Origin of the sequence: Paracoccus jiaweipingae (genome assembly GCF_044335505.1) — a bacterium.
GTDB lineage: Bacteria > Pseudomonadota > Alphaproteobacteria > Rhodobacterales > Rhodobacteraceae > Paracoccus.
In genome coordinates this window covers 158,018-179,198 of the sequence record NZ_JBISBS010000001.1, presented here as the reverse complement: position 1 = coordinate 179,198, position 21,181 = coordinate 158,018, and the positions used below count along the sequence as shown (strand labels likewise).

18 protein-coding genes are annotated in these 21,181 nt (G+C 64.9%); 3 read left to right on the top strand and 15 right to left on the bottom strand.

Annotated features, from left to right (window positions below; all coding sequences use genetic code 11):
- Window positions 1-17 precede the first annotated feature (17 nt).
- The 14 genes from nuoE to ACFXP9_RS00920 form a co-directional block, all read right to left on the bottom strand.
- Window positions 18-908 (bottom strand): NADH-quinone oxidoreductase subunit NuoE, encoded by an 891-nt coding sequence (nuoE, locus tag ACFXP9_RS00985; RefSeq protein WP_397207815.1) that lies wholly within the window; start codon window positions 906-908, stop codon window positions 18-20.
- The gene (locus ACFXP9_RS00980) at window positions 908-2,149 is read right to left on the bottom strand and encodes an NADH-quinone oxidoreductase subunit D (RefSeq protein WP_397207813.1); all 1,242 of its coding nucleotides are present in this window, start codon (window positions 2,147-2,149) and stop codon (window positions 908-910) included. The genes nuoE and ACFXP9_RS00980 overlap by 1 nt, the downstream gene beginning before the upstream one ends.
- A gap of 2 nt (window positions 2,150-2,151) precedes the next feature.
- A complete protein-coding gene (locus ACFXP9_RS00975) occupies window positions 2,152-2,781 on the bottom strand; it encodes an NADH-quinone oxidoreductase subunit C (protein ID WP_397207811.1) in 630 nt (209 codons plus the stop codon).
- Between the two features lie 4 nt (window positions 2,782-2,785).
- A complete protein-coding gene (locus ACFXP9_RS00970) occupies window positions 2,786-3,319 on the bottom strand; it encodes a NuoB/complex I 20 kDa subunit family protein (RefSeq protein ID WP_397207809.1) in 534 nt (177 codons plus the stop codon).
- On the bottom strand, window positions 3,310-3,675 hold the full coding sequence (locus ACFXP9_RS00965; protein ID WP_397207807.1) for an NADH-quinone oxidoreductase subunit A: 366 nt from the start codon (window positions 3,673-3,675) through the stop codon (window positions 3,310-3,312). The genes ACFXP9_RS00970 and ACFXP9_RS00965 overlap by 10 nt, the downstream gene beginning before the upstream one ends.
- A 160-nt stretch (window positions 3,676-3,835) precedes the next feature.
- Window positions 3,836-5,041 carry an MFS transporter gene (locus ACFXP9_RS00960; protein WP_397207805.1) on the bottom strand — a complete coding sequence of 402 codons (1,206 nt, stop codon included), beginning with the start codon at window positions 5,039-5,041 and terminating at the stop codon, window positions 3,836-3,838.
- Window positions 5,042-5,296: 255 nt separating this feature from the next.
- Window positions 5,297-5,638, bottom strand: coding sequence for a hypothetical protein (locus tag ACFXP9_RS00955; RefSeq protein ID WP_397207803.1), 342 nt, complete (start codon window positions 5,636-5,638; stop codon window positions 5,297-5,299).
- 3 nt (window positions 5,639-5,641) lie between these two features.
- Window positions 5,642-8,500: an excinuclease ABC subunit UvrA gene (gene uvrA, locus ACFXP9_RS00950; RefSeq protein ID WP_397207801.1), complete on the bottom strand. Its 2,859-nt coding sequence runs from the start codon at window positions 8,498-8,500 to the stop codon at window positions 5,642-5,644.
- Window positions 8,501-8,653: 153 nt separating this feature from the next.
- Window positions 8,654-9,277, bottom strand: coding sequence for a 5,6-dimethylbenzimidazole synthase (gene bluB, locus ACFXP9_RS00945; protein ID WP_397207799.1), 624 nt, complete (start codon window positions 9,275-9,277; stop codon window positions 8,654-8,656).
- On the bottom strand, window positions 9,277-10,668 hold the full coding sequence (gene lpdA / locus ACFXP9_RS00940; RefSeq protein WP_397207797.1) for a dihydrolipoyl dehydrogenase: 1,392 nt from the start codon (window positions 10,666-10,668) through the stop codon (window positions 9,277-9,279). The genes bluB and lpdA overlap by 1 nt, the downstream gene beginning before the upstream one ends.
- A gap of 33 nt (window positions 10,669-10,701) precedes the next feature.
- Window positions 10,702-11,286 (bottom strand): DUF924 family protein, encoded by a 585-nt coding sequence (locus ACFXP9_RS00935; RefSeq protein ID WP_397207795.1) that lies wholly within the window; start codon window positions 11,284-11,286, stop codon window positions 10,702-10,704.
- A 66-nt stretch (window positions 11,287-11,352) separates the two neighbouring features.
- The gene (locus tag ACFXP9_RS00930) at window positions 11,353-12,780 is read right to left on the bottom strand and encodes an MFS transporter (RefSeq protein WP_397207793.1); all 1,428 of its coding nucleotides are present in this window, start codon (window positions 12,778-12,780) and stop codon (window positions 11,353-11,355) included.
- Entirely contained in the window at window positions 12,777-13,847 is a 1,071-nt protein-coding gene (gene queA / locus ACFXP9_RS00925) for a tRNA preQ1(34) S-adenosylmethionine ribosyltransferase-isomerase QueA (RefSeq protein WP_397209914.1), read from the bottom strand. Before queA ends, ACFXP9_RS00930 begins: the two co-directional genes overlap by 4 nt.
- Window positions 13,848-13,887: 40 nt before the next feature.
- Window positions 13,888-14,568, bottom strand: a complete 681-nt coding sequence (locus ACFXP9_RS00920; RefSeq protein WP_397207789.1) for an HAD hydrolase-like protein — start codon at window positions 14,566-14,568, stop codon at window positions 13,888-13,890.
- A 106-nt stretch (window positions 14,569-14,674) separates the two neighbouring features.
- Between ACFXP9_RS00920 and glmU the strand changes: the two genes are divergently transcribed.
- Together glmU and glmS are read left to right on the top strand one after the other, a co-directional pair.
- The gene (glmU, locus tag ACFXP9_RS00915; protein ID WP_397209912.1) at window positions 14,675-16,021 is read left to right on the top strand and encodes a bifunctional UDP-N-acetylglucosamine diphosphorylase/glucosamine-1-phosphate N-acetyltransferase GlmU; all 1,347 of its coding nucleotides are present in this window, start codon (window positions 14,675-14,677) and stop codon (window positions 16,019-16,021) included.
- A gap of 6 nt (window positions 16,022-16,027) precedes the next feature.
- The gene (gene glmS / locus ACFXP9_RS00910; protein ID WP_397207785.1) at window positions 16,028-17,845 is read left to right on the top strand and encodes a glutamine--fructose-6-phosphate transaminase (isomerizing); all 1,818 of its coding nucleotides are present in this window, start codon (window positions 16,028-16,030) and stop codon (window positions 17,843-17,845) included.
- 43 nt (window positions 17,846-17,888) lie between these two features.
- On the opposite strand, the gene ACFXP9_RS00905 is transcribed toward glmS, so the two are convergent.
- Complete coding sequence (locus tag ACFXP9_RS00905; RefSeq protein WP_397207783.1) at window positions 17,889-19,055, bottom strand: M20 aminoacylase family protein; 1,167 nt, start codon at window positions 19,053-19,055, stop codon at window positions 17,889-17,891.
- A gap of 298 nt (window positions 19,056-19,353) precedes the next feature.
- Here ACFXP9_RS00905 and thiC point away from each other — a divergent pair, with 298 nt between their 5' ends.
- Window positions 19,354-21,138 carry a phosphomethylpyrimidine synthase ThiC gene (gene thiC / locus ACFXP9_RS00900; RefSeq protein WP_397207781.1) on the top strand — a complete coding sequence of 595 codons (1,785 nt, stop codon included), beginning with the start codon at window positions 19,354-19,356 and terminating at the stop codon, window positions 21,136-21,138.
- Window positions 21,139-21,181: the final 43 nt, after the last annotated feature.

Sequence of the window (21,181 nt, the reverse complement as noted above, 5' to 3'; positions counted from 1 at the left end):
GTCGCGCTGTCCTTTCCTTACTGTCCGTCCTTGCCGGCATCATTCCCGGCGGGTTCTTCCTTCGATACCGGCTTGGCGGCGGAACTGGCCTTCGCCTCTTGCTCGGTCACGCCGGTCTGGTCGGCGGGCGTGCCTTTGGCCGGGCGCGGTTCGTCCTTGGGGGTGGCATCGCGGCCCCCGGCCTGATCGGCGGCGTCTTCGGGCTGGCGCACCCACGGGGTTTCAATCGCCACTTCGGTGCCGTCAATGCGCTTGATAGTTTCGCCAAGCTGATGGGCCAGCGCCACGCTGGCATTGTATTCATTGACCTTTTCCAGACCCGTCAGGCTGGTCACGCCCCCCAGCGGCTCGGACGAGAAACGCCCGTTTTGCGGGCCGGGCAGCGGCACCTCGCCGGCGCTGAAACGGTCGATCAGATCGGCCAGCTTTTCCGCCGTCAGATCCTCGTAATAATCCTTGCCGATCTGGGCCATGGGCGCGTTCGAACATGACCCCAGGCATTCGACCTCTTCCCACGAAAAGCGGCCATCCGCCGACAGGGTATGCGGGTCGCGGGCGATCTTGTCCTGACAGACGCGGATCAGGTCCTCGGCGCCGCAGATCATGCAGGAGGTGGTGCCGCAGATCTGGATATGCGCGACCGTCCCCACCGGTTGCAGCTGGAACATGAAGTAAAAGGTCGCAACCTCGAGCGCGCGGATATAGGGCATCCCCAGCAGTTCCGCGCAATATTCAATGGCGGCGCGGGTCAGCCAGCCATTTTGTTCCTGCGCGCGCCACAAAACCGGGATGATCGCGGATTGCTGGCGCCCCTCGGGGTATTTGGTCAGTTGGGCATCGACCCATGCACGGTTGGCGGGGGTAAATTCAAACCCTTCGGGCTGTTCGTGGTGAAGGCGGCGAAGCATCAGCGGTCAACCTCTCCGAACACGATATCCATCGTGCCGATAATAGCAGAAACATCGGCCAGCATGTGACCTTTGGCGATCCAGTCCATCGACTGCATGTGCAAAAAGCCCGGCGCGCGCAGCTTGGCGCGATAGGGTTTGTTGGTGCCGTCGCTGACCATATAGACGCCGAATTCGCCCTTGGGGGCCTCTACCGCGGCGTAAACCTCGCCTGCGGGGACTTTGAAACCCTCGGTATACAGCTTGAAATGGTGAATCAGGCTTTCCATGTCGCGCTTCATGTCGCCGCGCTTGGGCGGGGTCAGCTTGCCACGCGCCAGAATATCGCCCTGCCCCGCGGGTTCGCGCAGCTTGGCGATGGCCTGTTTCATGATATGCACCGACTGGGTCATTTCCTCCATCCGGCACAGATAGCGGTCGTAACAGTCGCCATTCTTGCCGATCGGCACCTGGAAATCGAATTCGTCATAGCATTCATAGGGCTGGCTGCGGCGCAGATCCCATGCCAGACCCGAGCCGCGCACCATCACCCCGGAATACCCCCAGTCGAGGATATCCTGTTCGCCCACAATGCCGATATCGACATTGCGCTGCTTGAAGATGCGGTTTTCGGTCAGCAGGCCGTGAATATCGTCCAGCACTTTGGGGAAGCTGTCGCACCACGCCTCGATATCGTCGATCAGCGCCGGGGGCAGGTCCTGATGAACGCCGCCGGGGCGGAAATAATTGGCGTGCAGACGGGCACCGCAAGCGCGCTCATAGAAGATCATCAGCTTCTCGCGCTCTTCGAAACCCCACAGCGGCGGGGTCAGCGCGCCAACGTCCATGGCCTGCGTGGTCACGTTCAGCAGGTGGTTCAGCACCCGCCCGATTTCACAAAACAGCACCCGGATCAGGCTGGCGCGGCGCGGCACCACAGTGCCGGTCAGGCGTTCGATGGCCAGACACCACGCATGTTCCTGATTCATCGGCGCGACGTAATCCAGCCGGTCCAGATAAGGCAGGTTTTGCAGATAGGTGCGGCTTTCCATCAGCTTTTCGGTGCCGCGATGCAGCAGGCCGATATGCGGGTCGGCGCGTTCGACGATTTCGCCGTCCAGTTCCAGCACCATGCGCAGCACGCCGTGGGCCGCCGGGTGCTGGGGGCCGAAGTTGATATTGAAATTGCGGATGCGCTGTTCGCCGGTCAGGGCGTCCTGGCTGCCGTCATCATAGGTGTTTCTGCGGATATCGCCGTCCATGATTACTTTGCCTCACCTTTCTCGTCGCCGGGCAGCACGTATTTCGCGCCCTCCCACGGGGACAGGAAGTCGAACTGGCGGTATTCCTGAACCAGATTGACGGGTTCATAGACCACGCGCTTTTCAGCCTCGGAATAGCGGACCTCGACATATCCGGTGGTCGGGAAGTCCTTGCGCAGCGGGTGGCCGCGAAAGCCGTAATCGGTCAGGATGCGGCGCAGGTCCGGGTGGCCGCTGAACAGGATGCCGAACATGTCGAACACCTCGCGTTCGAACCAGTTGGCGCAAGGGAAGACCGACACCAGCGAGGGCACCATATCCTGTTCGCGCGTCGCAGCCTTGAGGCGGATGCGCTGATTGCGATACATCGACAGGAAGTGCCAGACCACGTCAAACCGCGCCGGGCGCTGGGGGTGGTCGATCGCCGTGATGTCGACCAGGGTCGAGAATTTGCACGACGCATCGCTGCGCAGAAATTCCACCAGCTCGGGCAGGCCGGTCAGCGTGACCTCAAGCGTCAGGTCGCCGGCATGGATATGATGCCCCACCACCTGATCGGGAAACCGGCCCGCGATGTGGTCGGCCAGATCGGCCAGCGCGTCGGTATCGGGGTAAATTGCGGTATCGGCCATGGTTTTACCTCACCAGCGTGCCGGTGCGCCGGATGCGACGCTGAAGTTGCAGGATGCCATACAGCAGCGCCTCGGCGGTGGGCGGGCAGCCGGGGACGTAAATATCGACCGGCACGATGCGGTCACAGCCGCGCACCACCGAATAGCTGTAATGGTAATAGCCGCCGCCATTGGCGCAGCTGCCCATGCTGATGACATAGCGCGGTTCCGGCATCTGGTCGTAAACCTTGCGCAGCGCCGGCGCCATCTTGTTGGTCAGCGTGCCCGCCACGATCATCAGGTCCGACTGGCGCGGGGAGGCGCGCGGCGCGGTGCCAAAGCGTTCAAGGTCATAGCGCGGCATGGCGGTGTGCATCATCTCGACCGCGCAGCAGGCCAGACCGAAGGTCATCCAGTGCAGCGACCCGTTGCGCGCCCAGTTGATGATGTCTTCGGTGGTGGTCAGCAAAAAGCCCTTGTCCTGCAATTCGCGGTTCAGGGCCTGGGTTGCGACCTCGCGGTCGGCACCGGCGGTATTGGCACCCGTCATCACGCCCATTCCAAGGCCCCCTTCTTCCATTCATAGGCAAAGCCCACGGTCAGCACGCCCAGAAACACCATCATCGCCCAGAAGGCGACATCCGTCAGCCCGGCAAAGCTGACCGCCCACGGGAACAGGAACGCCACCTCGAGGTCGAAGATGATGAACAGAATCGACACCAGATAGAATCGGACGTCGAATTTCATCCGCGCATCGTCAAAGGCGTTGAAGCCGCATTCATAGGCGCTGACCTTTTCGGGGTCGGGGTTGCGCACGGCAATCACAGCGGCGGCGGCCATCAAAATCAGGGCCAGCGCGGACGCCATGGCAAGGAAAACAAGAACAGGCAGGTATTCGGACAGGATATAGTCCACGGGGCGGGCTCCCTTCTGTCGCGGGGACCTGCTTCAGGTGGCGCGCCCGCGATGGGTTTGGCTAGGGGTTCGTTTAGCCCTGTGGGGCCTGCGGGTCAACGGTTGGCGGGGGCGTTTTATCGGTGCGCGTGGCCGGAAAAGCGCAAATTGTCCTGCACCCTCAGCCCCGGTCAGGCCATGGGCCAAAGCGCCGCGCGTGCCACCAGCACAGCGCCAGCGCCAGCCCGCCAAGCGCGGTCAGCCCGATTCCCACCAGCCCCGGCGCGCGCCAGCCCCAGCCCGCCGCCAGCGCCAGCCCCGCCAGCCACGGCCCCAGCGCATTCGCGGCGTTAAAGGCGGCGTGGTTCATCGCGGCGGCCATGTTCTGCGCCGGACCGGCGACATCCATCAGCCGGGTCTGCATCGGCAGGCCAAGCGCCGCGCTGCCCCCCAGCAGCAGCGCCGACAGGATCATCGCCCCCCAATGCCCCACGACCAGCGCGGCAAATGCCTGTGTCAGCGCCATCACCGCCAGCACAATGGCCGAGGTGCGGAATTCCCCCAGCCGTCCGGTCATCCGGCCCACATACCAGTTGCCAAAGGTGCCCCCGACCCCGAACAGCGCCAGCGCCAGCGGCACCGCCCATGGCGGTGCCTGCGTGGTGGCCAGTATCGCCGCCGACAGATAGGCATAGACCGCGAACAGCCCGCCAAAGCCCACCGCCCCGACCAGCAGCGCCAGCAGAACCGACGGGTTGCGCAGCGCCCGCAATTCGGCCAGCGGGCGCGCATCGGGGTTGCCCCCTACGCGCGGCGCCAGTTTCAGGATCAGCAGCGCCGCCAGCAGCGCCAGCACACCGGGCAACGCAAAGCCCCAGCGCCAGCCCACCCCCTGCCCCAGCGCGCTGGCCAGCGGCACCCCGGCGATATTGGCCACGGTCAGCCCCATCATCACCTGCGCCGCCGCCTGCGCCCGCTGCTGACGCGGCATGGCATCGGCGGCAAACAGCATCGCCACGCCCAGAAAACCGCCATGCGGAAAACCGGCCAGAAAGCGCGTGCCCACCAGCGTGGCAAAGCCCGGCAGCATCGCCGCCGCCAGGTTCAGCACCCCGTAAACCGCAATCAGCCCCGCCAGATAGCGCCGCCGCGGCAGCCGCGCCCCAAGGACCGATGTAATGGGCGCACCCACCACCACCCCCAGCGCATAGGCGCTGATGACATGACCGGCCTGCGGTTCGCTGACCCCCAGATCGGCGGCAAACCACGGCAACAGGCCCATGGCGGCAAATTCAGAGGTGCCGATGGCAAAGCTGCCAATGGCCAGAGCAAAAATCGCAAGGCGGGCGCTGGCGGCGACCGGTGGGGCGCTGCTGGCTTGGGTCATGGGCATCCTCCGCGAAAGGTGTGGTTGCGATAACATGCCGCACGCAAACGGGCCAGAGCAGCACCGCGCAGACCGGCAATGACGCTGGCACAACCCGCCGCAATGGCAGAGCCGCCTTCAGGAACGGGGGTGCGGGCCGTCAGGGGCAGGCAAGGCCAAGGCCCGCGCCACTAAACCGCCCCCGGCCCGCAACACAGGCCCGGATGACGCGCCACCGCCACCGGCAGACCGCGCCATGTCGGGGCCGCGCGATCCTCAGCCGTTTTGCAGCGACCAGTCCAGCCATTCGGCCAGACCGTCGGCATCCAGCCCGGCCAGCATTTCACCGGTTTCGGGGTCTTCCAGATGCACCAGAAACACGTAATCGCCGCTGGCATCGGCGGCGGCCACGAATTCGCCATCCTCGCTGCCGGCGCCGCCGAATTCGGGGTGCAAGCCGCGCCCGGCCAGTGCCTTGACGATGCGTTCCGCCTGCGCCTCGTAAGCGGGCGAGAACCGTTCCCACGGGTGAACCGGCTGCGGGCCGTCATGCTGCCACGCAGGCGGCTGGGAATCATGCGCACGGGGGAAAACCGGCATTTCAGGGGTCTTGGTCATGCGTCAGTCCTTTCCTGCGGCCCGGTCCAGCCCCAGCATGGGCGCCAGATAACGGCCAGTGTGGCTGGCCCCGACCAGCGCCACCTGTTCGGGCGTGCCGGTCGCGACCACCTGCCCCCCGCCATCGCCGCCTTCGGGACCGATATCAATGATCCAGTCAGCGGTTTTGATCACATCCAGGTTATGTTCGATCACCACCACGGTATTGCCCTGATCGACCAGTTCGTGCAGCACCTCAAGCAGCTTGCGCACATCCTCGAAATGCAGGCCGGTGGTGGGTTCGTCCAGAATATACAGCGTCCGCCCGGTCGACCGCCGCGCCAGTTCCTTGGACAGCTTGACGCGCTGCGCCTCGCCGCCCGACAGGGTGGTCGCCTGTTGGCCGACCTTGATATAACCCAGCCCGACACGCATCAGCGCATCCATCTTTTCGCGGATGGAAGGCACGGCGCTGAAAAAGCCCTGCGCGTCCTCGACCGTCATGTCCAGCACGTCAGCGATGGATTTGCCCTTGAACGTCACCTCAAGCGTTTCGCGGTTATAGCGCTTGCCCTTGCAGGTTTCGCATTCGACATAAACGTCGGGCAGGAAATGCATCTCGATCTTGATGACGCCGTCACCCTGACATGCCTCGCAGCGGCCGCCCTTGACGTTAAAGCTGAACCGCCCCGGCTTGTAACCCCGCGCCTTCGATTCCGGCAGACCGGCGAACCAGTCGCGGATCGGGGTGAACGCGCCGGTATAGGTCGCGGGGTTGGACCGCGGTGTCCGCCCGATGGGGCGCTGGTCGATGTCGATCACCTTGTCCAGGTGCGCCATCCCCTTGATTTCCTTGCAGGGCGCAGGCACCTGACGCGCGCCGTTCAGCCGCATCGAGGCGGTTTTGAACAGCGTCTCGATCGTCAGGGTCGACTTGCCGCCGCCCGACACGCCGGTAACGCAGACGAATTTGCCCAAGGGAAAATCGACGGTGAGGTCTTTCAGGTTGTTCCCTGTCGCGCCGACCACCGTCACCAGCTTGCCATTGCCTTCGCGGCGCTGCGCAGGCACGCTGATTTCGCGCGCGCCGGACAGGTATTGGCCGGTCAGGCTGGCCGGATCGGCGGCAATTTCCGCAGGCGTGCCCTGACTGACCACGGTGCCGCCATGCACCCCGGCCCCCGGCCCCATGTCAAAGACATAGTCAGCATGGCGGATCGCGTCCTCGTCATGTTCGACCACCAGCACGCTGTTGCCCTGATCGCGCAGCCCTTTCAGCGTGTCCAGCAGGCGGTCATTGTCGCGCTGATGCAGGCCGATGCTGGGTTCATCCAGCACATACAGCACCCCGGTCAGGCCCGACCCGATCTGGCTGGCCAGCCGGATACGCTGGCTTTCCCCGCCCGACAACGTGCCCGCCGCGCGCGACAGCGTCAGGTAATCCAGCCCCACATTGACCAGAAAGCCCAGCCTTTCGCGGATTTCTTTCAGGATCGCGGCGGCGATTTCGTTTTTCTGTTTGCTCAGATGGCCGGGGGCGGCTTCGGCCCAGTCCAGCGCCTCGCGGATGGACAGTTCGACCACCTGCCCGATATGGCTGCCGGCGATCTTGACGGCCAGCGCCTCGGGGCGCAGGCGATAGCCGTCGCAGGTGCCGCAGGGGCGGTTGTTCTGATATTTCTCGAACTCCTCGCGCACCCATGCGGAATCGCTTTCGCGCAACCGGCGCTGCATGTTCGGGATCACGCCCTCGAAGCTGCGGGTGACGGTATAGACGCGGCCCGCATCGTCAAAGCGGAACGCGATTTCTTCGCCATCCGAGCCATGCAGAAACAGTTTGCGGATCTTTTCAGGCAGGTCTTTCCACGGGGTTTTCTTGTCGAACCCGTAATGTTTGGCCAGCGCGTTGATGGTCTGGGTCAGATAGGCCGATTTCGACCTGGCCCAAGGCGCAATCGCGCCACCCGACACCGACAGCGACGGGTCCGGCACGACCAGCCGTTCGTCAAAGAACAGCTCCACCCCCAAGCCGTCACAATCGGGGCAGGCCCCGAACGGCGCGTTAAAGGAAAACAGGCGCGGTTCGATTTCCGGGATGGTAAAGCCGCTGACCGGGCAAGCGAAATTTTCGCTGAAGGTGATGCGCTCGGCCTCGCCCTCACGCGGGGCGGTTTCAAGGATCGCGATGCCATCGGCCAGATCCAGCGCGGTGCGCAGGCTGTCGGCCAGCCGGGTTTCGATGCCCTCGCCCACCACCAGACGGTCGACCACCACGTCGATATTGTGGCGGAATTTCTTGTCCAGCACCGGGGGTTCGTCCAGCTCGTGGAAGGCGCCATTGACCTTGACGCGCTGGAAACCCTGTTTGCGCAGCTCCAGAAATTCTTTCTTATATTCGCCCTTGCGGTCGCGCACGATGGGGGCCAGCAAATAGGCGCGGGTGCCGTTTTCCAGCGCCATCACCCGGTCGACCATGTCCTGCACCTGCTGTGCCTCGATCGGCAGGCCGGTGACCGGGCTGTAGGGTGTGCCGGCGCGGGCGAATAGCAGCCGCAGATAGTCATAAATCTCGGTCACCGTGCCAACGGTCGAGCGCGGGTTCTTCGAGGTGGTCTTTTGTTCGATTGAAATCGCCGGGGACAGGCCGCTGATATGGTCGATATCGGGCTTGCCCATCATGTCCAGAAACTGGCGCGCATAGGCCGACAGGCTTTCGACATAGCGGCGCTGACCCTCGGCATAGATGGTGTCAAAGGCCAGACTGGACTTGCCGCTGCCTGACAGGCCGGTGATCACCACCAGCTTGTCGCGCGGAATATCCATATCCACGCCTTTCAGGTTATGTTCGCGCGCACCGCGAATTTCGATGAACTTCTGTTCCATGCACCGGCCCCGTCTGTTCAAGGCGCATGAGATAGGTTCTTGGCGACGAAATACAACCGCAAAATGCGAACATCGCACGAACATATGCGGGGGGGGCGCGGCGGTGGGGCCGGGCCTCCGGCGGGGATATTTGGGCCAAGATGAAAGGGCGGGTCAGACCCGCTGCCACCGGGTTGTGCTGTTGGCCTGCCAGCCTGCGCGGTGCAAAAGCGGCGTGTCATCGTCCCATTCGGGGATGCCGATGCACAGATAGGCCGTGAGGCGCCAGTCGTCGGGGGCGTCCAGATCGGCCTCGACCCGGCGGGGGTCAAGGATCGAGACCATGCCCACCCCCAGATTTTCGGCCCGCGCCGTCAGCCACAGCGCAAAGATCGCCATAGAGGTTGATTGTTCCAGCGTTTCGGGCATGGTGGCACGGCCAAGCCCGTGCCCGGCGCTGGGGTCTTGCTGGGTGAAAACCGCCAGTTGCAGCGGCGCGTGATCCAGCCCGGCCAGTTTCAGCGCCGCATAGTCGCGGGCCTGATCGCCCTGATAGCCTGCGGCCGCGCGGGCATTCTCAGCGGCGAAATTATCGCGGATCAGCCGGCGCTTTGCCGCGCTTTCGACCCGCAGAACCCGCCATGGGCGGGCATTGCCGACCGATGGCGCCAGATCCATGGCCGCGCGCAGCCTGCCTTCGGCACCATCGGGCAGCGGGTCGGGCCGAAAGTGGCGGACATCGCGGCGCCAGACCAGAAGGTCACGCAGCAGATCCGCCTGTTCCGGCCCGAAACGCATCAGAAATGGATCGCCCGGCCATAGGCGTCCAGCACCGATTCGTGCATCATTTCCGACAGGGTCGGGTGCGGGAAGACGGTTTCCATCAGCTCGGCCTCGGTGGTTTCCAGTGTGCGGCCGATGACATAGCCCTGAATCAGTTCGGTCACCTCGGCGCCGATCATATGCGCCCCCAGCAATTCGCCGGTTTTGGCATCAAACACCGTTTTCACCAGCCCGTCCGGTTCGCCAAGCGCGATGGCCTTGCCGTTGCCAACAAAGGGGAAGCGCCCGACCTTAACGTCATAGCCGGCCTCTTTCGCCCTGGCCTCGGTCAGGCCGACGCTGGCGACCTGCGGGTTGCAATAGGTGCAGCCCGGAATGCTGCCCGGTTTGATCGGGTGTGGCTTGCCGCCCGCGATCAGTTCGGCCACCATCACGCCTTCGTGGCTGGCCTTATGCGCCAGCCACGGGGCACCGGCCAGATCACCGATGGCATACAGCCCCTCGACCCCGGTGCGGCAATATTCGTCGGTGACGACATGGGTGCGGTCGATCTTGACGCCCAGACCTTCCAGACCCAGCCCTTCGGTATTGCCGACGATGCCGACGGCGGAAATCACGGTGTCGAAATCATGGGTTTCGGTCTTGCCGCCGGTTTCAATATGCGCGGTCACCTTGCCCCTGGCGCGGTCCAGCTTTTTCACCGTCGCCTTTTCCATGATCTTCATGCCATGCTTGACGAATTGTTTCCTGGCCAGCTTGCTGATTTCCTCGTCCTCGACCGGCAGGACGCGGTCCATCACCTCGACCACGGTGGTGTCGGCGCCAAGCGTGTTGAAGAAGCTGGCAAATTCAATGCCGATCGCGCCCGAGCCGATGACCAGCAGCTTTTTAGGCATATGCGGCGGCTTGAGGGCGTGTTTATAGTTCCAGACCTGTTCGCCATCGGGTTCCAGCCCCGGCAATTCGCGCGCACGGGCGCCGGTCGCCAGAACGATGGCTTTGGCGGTCAGATCTTCGCTGCCCTTGTCGGTCTTGACGGTGACCTTACCCCTGGCGGGGATGCTCGCCTCGCCCATGATGACGGTGACCTTGTTTTTCTTCAGCAAATGGCCGACCCCACCGGACAGCTGCTTGGCCACCCCGCGCGAGCGTTCGACAACCGCGTTCAGGTCATAGCCGATCTTGTCAGCGGACAGCCCGAATTCCTTGGCCCGGTGCATCAGGTGGAACACCTCGGCGCTGCGCAGCAGGGCCTTGGTGGGGATGCAGCCCCAGTTCAGGCAGATGCCGCCCAGATGCGCGCGCTCGACACAGGCGACCTTCAGCCCCAGTTGCGCGCCGCGGATGGCGGCGACATAGCCCCCCGGACCGGCACCGATCACGATCATGTCGAAGTTTTGCGCCATGCTGTTCGCCCCCTTGAAAAAATTAGTTCAGCGTTAAACTATTCCTGTCAGATCGGCAAGCCGGACCGTGCCACGCACCAGCGCGCCGTAACCGCCTGCCGCCATCAACGCGGCCTCGGCTGCGGTCGGGGTGCGGTGCAGCGCGGCGTTGCGCCACGGGAAACGGCCAAAATGCGCGATGGTGTCTCGATGCAGAAGGGCGTGGTCCAGCGGCTCGCCCGGCATATGGGTGCGAAACAGCGTCACCGCGCGGTCCTGATCGGCCAGATCCTCGGCATGTTCGAAGGGCAGGTAAAAGAACTGGCGCTGCGGGGCTGGGGTCTGGCGGTCAAACCCCACCGCGATGGCGGCATCCGCAATCTGCCGGGCCAGTGCATCGGTGGAAAAGGCGCGGGCGTCATCGCGGAACATGTTACGCGGGAACTGATCGGTCAGGATCAGCGCCGCCAGCGCACCCTGCGCATTGACGGCCCATCGCGGGGCCAGCGTGTCCGCCTGTTCCCACGTCGTCAGAAAGCGGTCGCGGATCGCCTGATCCAGCGCGGCATCACCGCGATACCAGCCTTGCTGCCCGACGAAGTCCAGCCAAAACGCGTTGACCTGTTGCGGCGTGACCATCCCGCCCCCTTTGCCCGACCTTGCAGGGACCAGCATGGCAAAGATAGCCGGGCGCGACAACCGCGCCTAACCGCCCCGCGATGGGCTGTCTGGGCTTGGGCGCCCCGTGTCATCGCCCGCCGCACCATCATGCGCATCGTTGCTATCCGCATCATCGCCATCCGCATCGGGCGGCGCGACATCCTCTGTGCCCAGCGCGGCGGCGTCCCATTCCGCGCCGGTCAGATCGGGCGCGGGCGCGTCATCGTGGGGCAAATCGGCCTCGTCCGTTTGCGCGTATTCCAACACAGCCTCGACCGCCAGCGTCGTCGCCGTGGGCGAGATAACCGCGAAAGCGCCGGTTTCGTCGACGGGCCGCGCCGCACGCTGGGTCATGCGCCACAGCGAATAGATCGCCAGCAGGGCCATCAGCACCCCGACAAACACCCAATAGCCGGCATTACCCACCTGCGCCATCAGCCAGCCCACCACCAGCGGCCCTGCCAGAGAGCCAAGCCCGTTGATGAACAGCAACCCGGCAGACGCCGCCGCCATGTCGGACTGGTCCAGAAAGTCATTGGTATAGGCCAGCAACAGCGAATACAGCGGATTCGCCACCCCGCCCACCAGCGCCGCCGCCAGCAGCAGCCCCCAGATACCGCCACCCAGCAGCAGATAGGCCAGCACCACCAGCGCCCCCAGCCCGGACAGCAATGTCACCAGTTGCCGCCGGTCGACCCGGTCGCTGAGCCAGCCCAGCGGGAACTGAAAGATCAGCCCGCCCAGATAGATTGCCGCCACGAAGGCCGAAATCTCGCGCACGGAAAGGCCGACAGCGGCCCCCCAGACCGCGCCCATGCCGAACAGCGCCGAAAACACCCCGCCCATCAGGAAAATGCCCACGCAGCCCAGCGGCGAGGCCTGATAAAGGTCGGCAAAGCTCATCCGTTTGATGGTTTCGAAGGCCGGGGCGGGTTGGGCCGACAGCAGGATCGGGGTGAAGGCCAGCGACACCAGCACCGAGGGGATGACGAACAACAGATAACCCGCCGGATCGCCCACATTCATCAACACCTGTGCGGTTACGATGCCGATCATCTGCACGATCATATAGGCCGACAGCGCCTGCCCGCGGGTTTCGTTGGTGGCACTGGCATTCAGCCAGCTTTCGGCGGTGATATACACCCCCGAGAAACAAAACCCGATCAGCAGCCGCAGCACCGACCACGCCACCCAGTTCGGCGCCGCCGCATAGATGATCAGCACCGCCGAAATCAGCGAGCCAAGCGCCGCGAACACCCGCACATGCCCGACCTTCTGGATCATGCCGGGCACCAGCCGCGACCCCAGCAGGAAGCCGCCGAAATAGGCCGACATCACCACCGACATCTGGGTGGTGGCGATGCCTTCGATCCCGCCGCGAATACCCAGCAGCGTGCCCTGCATCCCGTTGCCCACCATCAGCAACAGAATGCCCAGCAGCAACGGCCATGTCGTGCGCAGCACAGTCGTCATGTCTTGTCCCCTTCGCCACCGGGAATCAGCAGCGATGCGTCACCATAGCTGAAGAAACGATAAGATTCCGTTACCGCGTGATCGTAAACCCGCTTCATCCGCGCCTGCCCCATCAGCGCCGAAACCAGCATCAGCAGCGTCGATTTGGGCAGGTGGAAATTGGTCATCAGCCCATCGGTTACGCGAAAGCGATAGCCGGGATAGATAAAAATTTCCGTGCTTTGCTGAAATGGCCGGACCCGTCCATCCGCATCCGCCGCCGATTCGATCAGCCGCAGCGCCGTCGTGCCGACCGCGATCACCCGCCGTCCGGCATCGCGCGCGGCATTGATGGCGGCGGCGGCCTGCGGGGTGATTTCGCCCCATTCAGCGTGCATCTTGTGGGTGGTCACGTCCTCGACCTTGACCGGCAGGAAGGTGCTGGCGCCGACATGCAGGGTGACATGGGCGAACTGCACCCCGATCTGCCGCAGCCGGTCCAGCAGCGCGTCGTCGAAATGCAGGCTGGCGGTCGGCGCCGCCACCGCGCCCAGATGCCGCGCCCAGACGGTCTGATAGTCATCCTTGTCCTGCGCATCCGGCGCCCGGCGCGCGGCGATATAGGGCGGCAGCGGCATCGCCCCCACCTGCGCCAGCGCCGCGTCGAAATCGGCGCCCTGCGCATCGAACCCCAACACCAGCCCATCCGGCCCGATCGCGCGGATGGTGGCCGACAGCGCCGCGCCAAAGCGAATGACCTCGCCCTGACGCAGCTTGCGCATCGGCTTGGCCAGCGCGTGCCAGTCGCCACCGGCGGCAGGTTCCAGCAGGGTGACCTCGATACGGGCGGTGGCCGGGCCTTGCGGGGTCTGGCGGGTGCGCTGTCCGGTCAGCCGCGCCGGAATCACGCGGGTGTCGTTTAACACTAACAGATCGCCCGCGCGCAGAAAACCAGGCAGGTCGGTGACATGCGCATCCGTCATCCGGTCGCCCTGCACCACCAGCAGGCGCGAGGCGCTGCGCGGCCGCGCAGGCCGCGTCGCGATCAGGGATTCGGGCAGGTCAAAGTCGAAATCGGACAGGTTCATGGCAGGCGACAGCTGACGGGAAACAATTGGCGCAGCCCTATCAGCCGAACCAATCCGCGACCACCCCCGGCAGATCCGCAAACCCGTCAATCACGGCATCGGGGTGCAGCCGCGCCACATCCGCGCCCTCGGGGCCAAAGCCCACCAGCGCGATGCGCACCCCCGCGGCACGCGCAGTATCGCGGTCGGTGCGGGTATCCCCGATCAGGCAGGACCGCGCCACCACGCCCCCCGCCGCCGCCACTGCCGCGCGATAGGGGGCCGGGTCGGGCTTGCGCACCGGAAGGGTATCAGCCCCGATCAGCGCCGCAAAACGCGGCAACAGCCCCAGCCGGTTCATCAGGTCGCGGGCCAGCGCCTCGGGTTTGTTGGTGCAGATGGCCAGCCGGTGCCCGGCATCGGCCAGCGCGGTCAGCATGGCCTCGGTGCCGGGGTAAGGGCGACTGTGTGCTGCGATATTTCGCCCATAGTGGTCCAGCAGGCGGGAAAAATCCTCGTCGATGGCCGAGGGTGGAATCAGCACGTCGCGCGGCGCGCGGGCATAGCCCTCGGTCAGCATGGCGCGTCCGCCGCGAAACGCCACAGAGGCATCTTTCATGGGGTCCAGCGCCGCCGGCAGGCCGCGGTCGCACAGCGTGGCATTGGCCGCCGCGATCAGATCGGCTGCCGTATCGACCAGTGTTCCATCCAGATCGAACACAACCGTAGCGGAATTTGTCATGGTTTTGAAACCTTCGGCCTTAAAGCGTGAATACCGCAGGGCTTGTGCCATGAAAGCCGGGGTGACAAAACCCCTGCGAACAGATCACGAAACCGGATTGGAACCCATGTCTTTGCCCCCCATCGCCCTGATCGTTCTGGCCGCCGGCCAAGGCAGCCGGATGCAATCGGACCTGCCCAAGGTTCTGCATCGTCTGGGGGCGGTGCCGCTGGTCGGGCACGCGCTGGCCGCCGGACAGGTGCTGGACCCGCAGCAGGTGATCGTGGTCGCCGGGCATGGCGCGCCGCTGGTCACCCGCGCGGTCGCCAGACTGAACCCCGAGGCGCGGATCGCGCTGCAGGAACAGCAGCTTGGCACCGGCCATGCCGTGGCGCAGGCGCTGCCCTTGCTGGACGGGTTCAGCGGCAGGGTCATCGTGCTGTATGGCGACACCCCCTTTATCAGCCCCGAAACGCTGGAAGGGCTGGCCGCCCATCCCGCCGATGTCGTCGTGCTGGGGTTCGAGGCCGCCGATCCCGGCCGCTATGGCCGGCTGGTGACCGGGCCTGAGGGGCTGGAACGGATCGTCGAATTCAAGGATGCCGATGCCGCCACCCGCGCCCTGACCCTGTGCAACAGCGGTGTCATGGCGATGGATGCGGGGCTGATGCGCGAGCTGATTGGCCAGTTGGGCAATGACAATGCCTCGGGCGAATATTACCTGACCGACCTTGTCGGGCTGGCCCGCGCCGCTGGCCACCGCGCCGATGTCGTCACCTGCCCCGAGGCCGAGACCCTTGGCATCAACACCCGCGCCGAACTGGCCGCCGCCGAGGCCGCCTTTCAGGCCCGCGCCCGTGCCAGCGCGCTGGAAAACGGCGTCACCCTGTCAGACCCCGACACGGTGTGGTTCAGCCTTGACACCGCCATTGGCCGCGATGCGGTCATTGGTCAGAACGTGGTCTTCGGCCCCGGCGTCACCGTGGAATCGGGGGCCGAGATCCTGCCCTTCTGCCACCTCGAGGGGTGTCACGTCAGCAGCGGCGCCACTGTCGGCCCCTTTGCCCGCCTGCGCCCCGGCGCCGAGCTGGCGGCGGACGTCCATGTCGGCAATTTCGTCGAGATCAAGAACAGCACCCTGCATGAAGGCGTCAAGGCCGGGCATCTGACCTATCTGGGCGATGCCGAAATCGGCGCGCGCAGCAATATTGGCGCAGGCACGGTGACCTGTAACTATGACGGGGTGATGAAACACCGCACCCAGATCGGGCAGGACGCCTTTATCGGCAGCGACACGATGCTGGTCGCGCCGGTGCGGGTCGGGGACCGGGCGATGACCGGTTCGGGCAGCACCATCACACAGGACATTCCCAGCGATGCGCTGGCCATTGGCCGGGCGCGTCAGGTGAACAAGGACGGGCTGGCCACGCGGCTGATGGATGCGCTGCGGGCGCTGAAGGCGAAGAAAGGGTAACGAAATATGTGCGGGATCATCGGCATTCTGGGGCGCCATCAGGTTGCCCCGCAACTGGTCGAGGCGCTGAAGCGGCTGGAATATCGCGGCTATGACAGCGCCGGGATCGCCACCATTGACGAACAGGGCAAACTGGCCCGCCGCCGCGCCGTCGGCAAGCTGATCAACCTGTCGGACCGGCTGGTCCATGACCCGCTTCCCGGCACCACCGGCATCGGCCATACCCGCTGGGCCACCCATGGCGCCGCGACCGAGGCCAACGCCCACCCGCATTGCCACGGCCCGGTCGGCGTGGTGCATAACGGCATTATCGAAAACTTCCGCGAATTGCGCGACGAACTGATCGCAGGCGGCGCCGCGCCGGAATCGCAGACCGATACCGAAACCGTCGCCCTGCTGACCGCCCGCCACATGGCGCAGGGCATGGACCCGGTCGCCGCCGCCCGCGCCACGCTGGCCCGGCTGGAAGGGGCGTTTGCGCTTGGCTTTATCTTTGACGGCCAGCCCGACCTGATGATCGCCGCCCGCAAGGGCAGCCCGCTGGCCATCGGCCATGGCGAGGGCGAGATGTTCATCGGCTCGGACGCGGTGGCGCTGTCGCCCTTTACCGACCGCATCACCTATCTCGAGGATGGCGACCACGCTATCCTGACCCGCGCCGGGGTCCGGATCTTTGACGCCGAAAACCGCCAGACCACGCGCGAGGAACGCCGCATCGACGTGGGCGCCACGGCGGTCGACAAGGGCGGGTATCGTCACTTCATGGCCAAGGAAATCGCGGAACAGCCCAATGTGCTTGGCGATGCGCTGAACCACTATATCAAGAATGGTCGCATCGTCCTGCCCGAAGGCGTCGATTTCCGCGATGTCGACCGGCTGACACTGGTCGGCTGTGGCACGGCGCATTACGCAACGCAGGTGGCGAAATACTGGTTTGAATCGCTGGCGGGCCTGCCCTGCGATCTGGATGTGGCGTCCGAATTCCGCTATCGCGAGCCGCCGCTGTCGCCCAGGTCATGGGCGCTTTTCGTCAGCCAGTCGGGCGAAACCGCCGATACGCTGGCGGCGCTGCATTACTGCAAGGGCAAGGTCGCGCGCACGCTGGGGGTGGTCAATGTCGGCACCTCGGCCATTGCCCGCGAAACAGATATCGCCCTGCCCACCCTCGCCGGGATCGAGATCTGCGTGGCCTCGTCCAAGGCATTTACCTGTCAGCTGGCGGTTCTGGCCGTGCTGGCGATCAAGGCCGCGCAGGACCGGGGCCGCATCGACACGGCCCGCGCCAGCGCCCTGATCGAGGAATTGCGCGCCATTCCCGGCCTGCTGAACCAGACGCTGGGGCTGGCCGATGATTGCCGCAATCTGGCCGACTGGCTGGCCGAGGCGCAGGACGTGCTGTTCCTGGGCCGCGGGGCGCTGTTCCCGGTGGCGCTGGAAGGGGCGCTGAAGCTGAAGGAACTGTCCTATATCCACGCCGAGGGGTATCCCTCGGGGGAACTCAAGCACGGTCCCATCGCCCTGATCGACCGCAATGTGCCGGTGGTGGTGCTGGCCCCGCGTGACGCGCTGTTCGACAAGACCGTGTCGAACATGCAAGAGGTCATGGCCCGGCACGGTCAGGTGCTGCTGATCTCGGACGCGGAAGGGGTGCAAAAGGCCGGGCACGGCACCCGCGCGCATCTGACCATGCCCAATGGCGGCGGCACCTTTACCGCGATCCTGTATGCGGTGCCGATGCAATATCTGGCCTATTACACCGCTGTTGCCAAAGGCACCGATGTCGACCAGCCGCGCAATCTGGCGAAATCGGTGACGGTGGAATAATACCGGAACCGTCCGGGGCGTCACTGCGCGCGCCCCGGACCGGTCAGCAGCGCAGCGGCATCCGCATTTCCGCGATGGTCGCCAGCCAGCTTGCGCCATAGGGCAGCGCCGCATCGTCGAAATCATAGGCCGGATGATGCAACATGGCCGAATTGCCATTGCCCAGAAAGATATAGGCCCCCGGACGTTCGTTCAGAAGATAGCTGAAATCCTCGCCCGCCATCAGCGGCGCGGCGTCATGGACCTCGGGGCTGACGGCGCGGGCGGCCTCGATCGCCCATTGCGTTGCCTGCGGGTCATTCACCGTCACCGGATAGCCGCGATGAAACGCCACCTCGGCCCGCGCGCCAAAGGCTGTGGCCACCGATTGCGCGATGCGGTGAATGCCTTCCTCAAGCTGGCCGCGCACCCCGGATTCCAGCGCCCGCGCCGTGCCGCGCAGCGACACACTTTGCGGAATGACGTTATAGGAATCGCCCGCCGAATGCAGCGAGGTCACGGAAATCACCCCGCTTTTCATCGGGTCGATATTGCGCGCGGCGACCGATTGCAGCGCCGTCATCACATGCGCGGCGACAAGGATCGGGTCGATCCCCTCATGCGGTTTGGCGGCATGTCCGCCGCGCCCGGTGATGGTGATATCAAATTCATCGGTCGAGGCCATGATCGGCCCGGCGCAGATCGAAAACTGGCCCACCGGCAGGCCCGGCAGGTTGTGCAGCGCATAAACCTCGTCAATCGCCCAGCGGTCGATCAGCCCGTCCTCGACCATCGCGCGACCGCCGGCGCCGCCCTCTTCTGCGGGCTGAAAGATCAGCACCACGGTGCCGTCAAACGCCCGCGTCTGCGCCAGATACCGGGCCGCGGCCAGCAGCATGGATGTGTGCCCGTCATGGCCGCATGCGTGCATCTGGCCCAGCGTCTGCGAGGCATGGTCCGCGCCGGTTTCCTCGACAATCGGCAGCGCGTCCATATCGGCGCGCAGCCCGATCACCCGCCCCGCCGTGTCGCGACCACCGCGAATCACGCCGACAACGCCGCTGCGCCCGACCCCGGTCACCACCTCGTCCACGCCAAAGCTGTGCAGCAACCCGGCCACCCGCGCCGATGTGCGCGGCAGGTCATACATCAGTTCGGGGTGGCGGTGGAAATCCTGCCGCCACGCGGCGATTTCCGGCTGCATCTGGGCAAAACTGTTCTTGATCGGCATCATGGCCTCCTTTCCCGGCACAGTGGCGCGGCCCGCGCAGCCGCGCAAGCCCGCACGATTGCCGCTTGACGCCGCCGCATCCCCGCCCCTAACCTGACCCTACGTCGGGGGAGTCCTGCCACGAGGACTGAGAGGCTGACATCCGTGCTGGTCACGGGGTGACGCGACCCTTTGAACCTGACCCAGTTGAGACTGGCGGAGGAAGCACGCGACCCGTTCCCGGACGGGTCTTTGGGGCGGCAATGCCGCGTGGCTCTTCGCGTTCGACTGGTTCATCGACAGCGTGAGGAGGCCAAAGATGAACCAACATAACCCAGACATCACCCGCGGGCCGCTGCCTGCATCGCGCAAGGTCTATGCCAGGGGCCGCCTGCATGACATCGCCGTGCCAATGCGCGAAATCGCCGTGCATCCGACGGCGGGGGAACCGCCGGTCACCGTCTATGACAGTTCGGGGCCGTATACCGACCCCGCGCAAAGCACCGATATCAATCAGGGCCTGCCCCCGCTGCGCGCCGACTGGATCGCAGCGCGCGCCGATACCGAACCCTACCAGGGCCGCGCCATCCAGCCCGCCGATAACGGCTTTGTCGGTGAAACCCATGCGGTGCCGGAATTTCCGGTCAAACCCCGGCCCCGCCGCGCCATCAACGGTGCCGTGACCCAGCTGGCCTATGCCCGCGCCGGTCTTATCACCCCCGAGATGGAATTCGTCGCCATCCGCGAAAACCTTGGCCGCGCCGCACAGGCCCAGCCCCGCGACGGTCAGGATTTCGGCGCCGCGATCCCGGATTTCGTCACCCCCGAATTTGTCCGCGACGAAATCGCCCGTGGCCGCGCCATCATTCCCGCCAATATCAACCACCCCGAGTTGGAACCGATGATCATCGGCCGCAATTTCGCGGTCAAGATCAACGCCAATATGGGCACCTCGGCCGTGACCTCGTCAATGGAGGAAGAGGTCGACAAAATGGTCTGGTCGATCCGCTGGGGCGCCGATACGGTGATGGACCTGTCGACCGGCAAGAACATCCACAACACCCGCGAATGGATATTGCGCAACAGCCCCGTGCCCATCGGCACCGTGCCGCTGTATCAGGCGCTGGAAAAGGTCGACGGCATCGCTGAAAACCTGACATGGGAGGTCTTCCGCGACACGCTGATCGAACAGGCCGAACAGGGGGTCGATTACTTTACCATCCATGCCGGTGTGCGGCTGCAATATATCCACCTGACGGCCAACCGCGTCACCGGCATCGTGTCGCGCGGCGGCTCGATCATGGCGAAATGGTGCCTGCATCACCACCGCGAAAGCTTTCTGTACGAACATTTCGACGAAATCTGCGACATCTGCCGCGCCTATGACGTGTCCTTCAGCCTTGGCGACGGGCTGCGCCCCGGCTCGATCGCGGACGCCAATGACGCGGCGCAATTCGCGGAACTGGAAACCCTTGGCGAGCTGACGAAAATCGCCTGGGCCAAGGATTGTCAGGTGATGATCGAGGGGCCGGGCCATGTCGCCATGCACAAGATCAAGGAAAACATGGATAAGCAGATCGAATGCTGTCACGAGGCCCCCTTCTATACCCTCGGGCCGCTGACCACCGATATCGCGCCGGGTTATGACCACATCACCAGCGGCATCGGCGCGGCCATGATCGGCTGGTTCGGCTGCGCGATGCTGTGCTATGTCACGCCCAAGGAACATCTGGGCCTGCCCGACCGGGACGATGTGAAGACCGGGGTGATCACCTACAAGATCGCCGCCCATGCCGCCGATCTGGCCAAGGGCCTGCCCGGTGCGCAGATGCGCGACGACGCCCTGTCCCGCGCCCGGTTCGAATTCCGCTGGGAAGACCAGTTCAACCTGTCGCTGGACCCCGATACCGCCCGCAGCTTCCACGACGAAACCCTGCCAAAAGAGGCCCACAAGACCGCGCATTTCTGTTCGATGTGCGGGCCGAAATTCTGCTCGATGCGGATTTCCCACGACATCCGTGCCGAAGCCCAGAAAGAGGGGATGGAGGCGATGGCCGCAAAATTCCGCGAGGGAGGCGAACTTTATGTCCCCGTCGCCGAATGACACGCAGCAGGGGGCGCTGCCCCCGACCCCTTCGGGGCCTCCC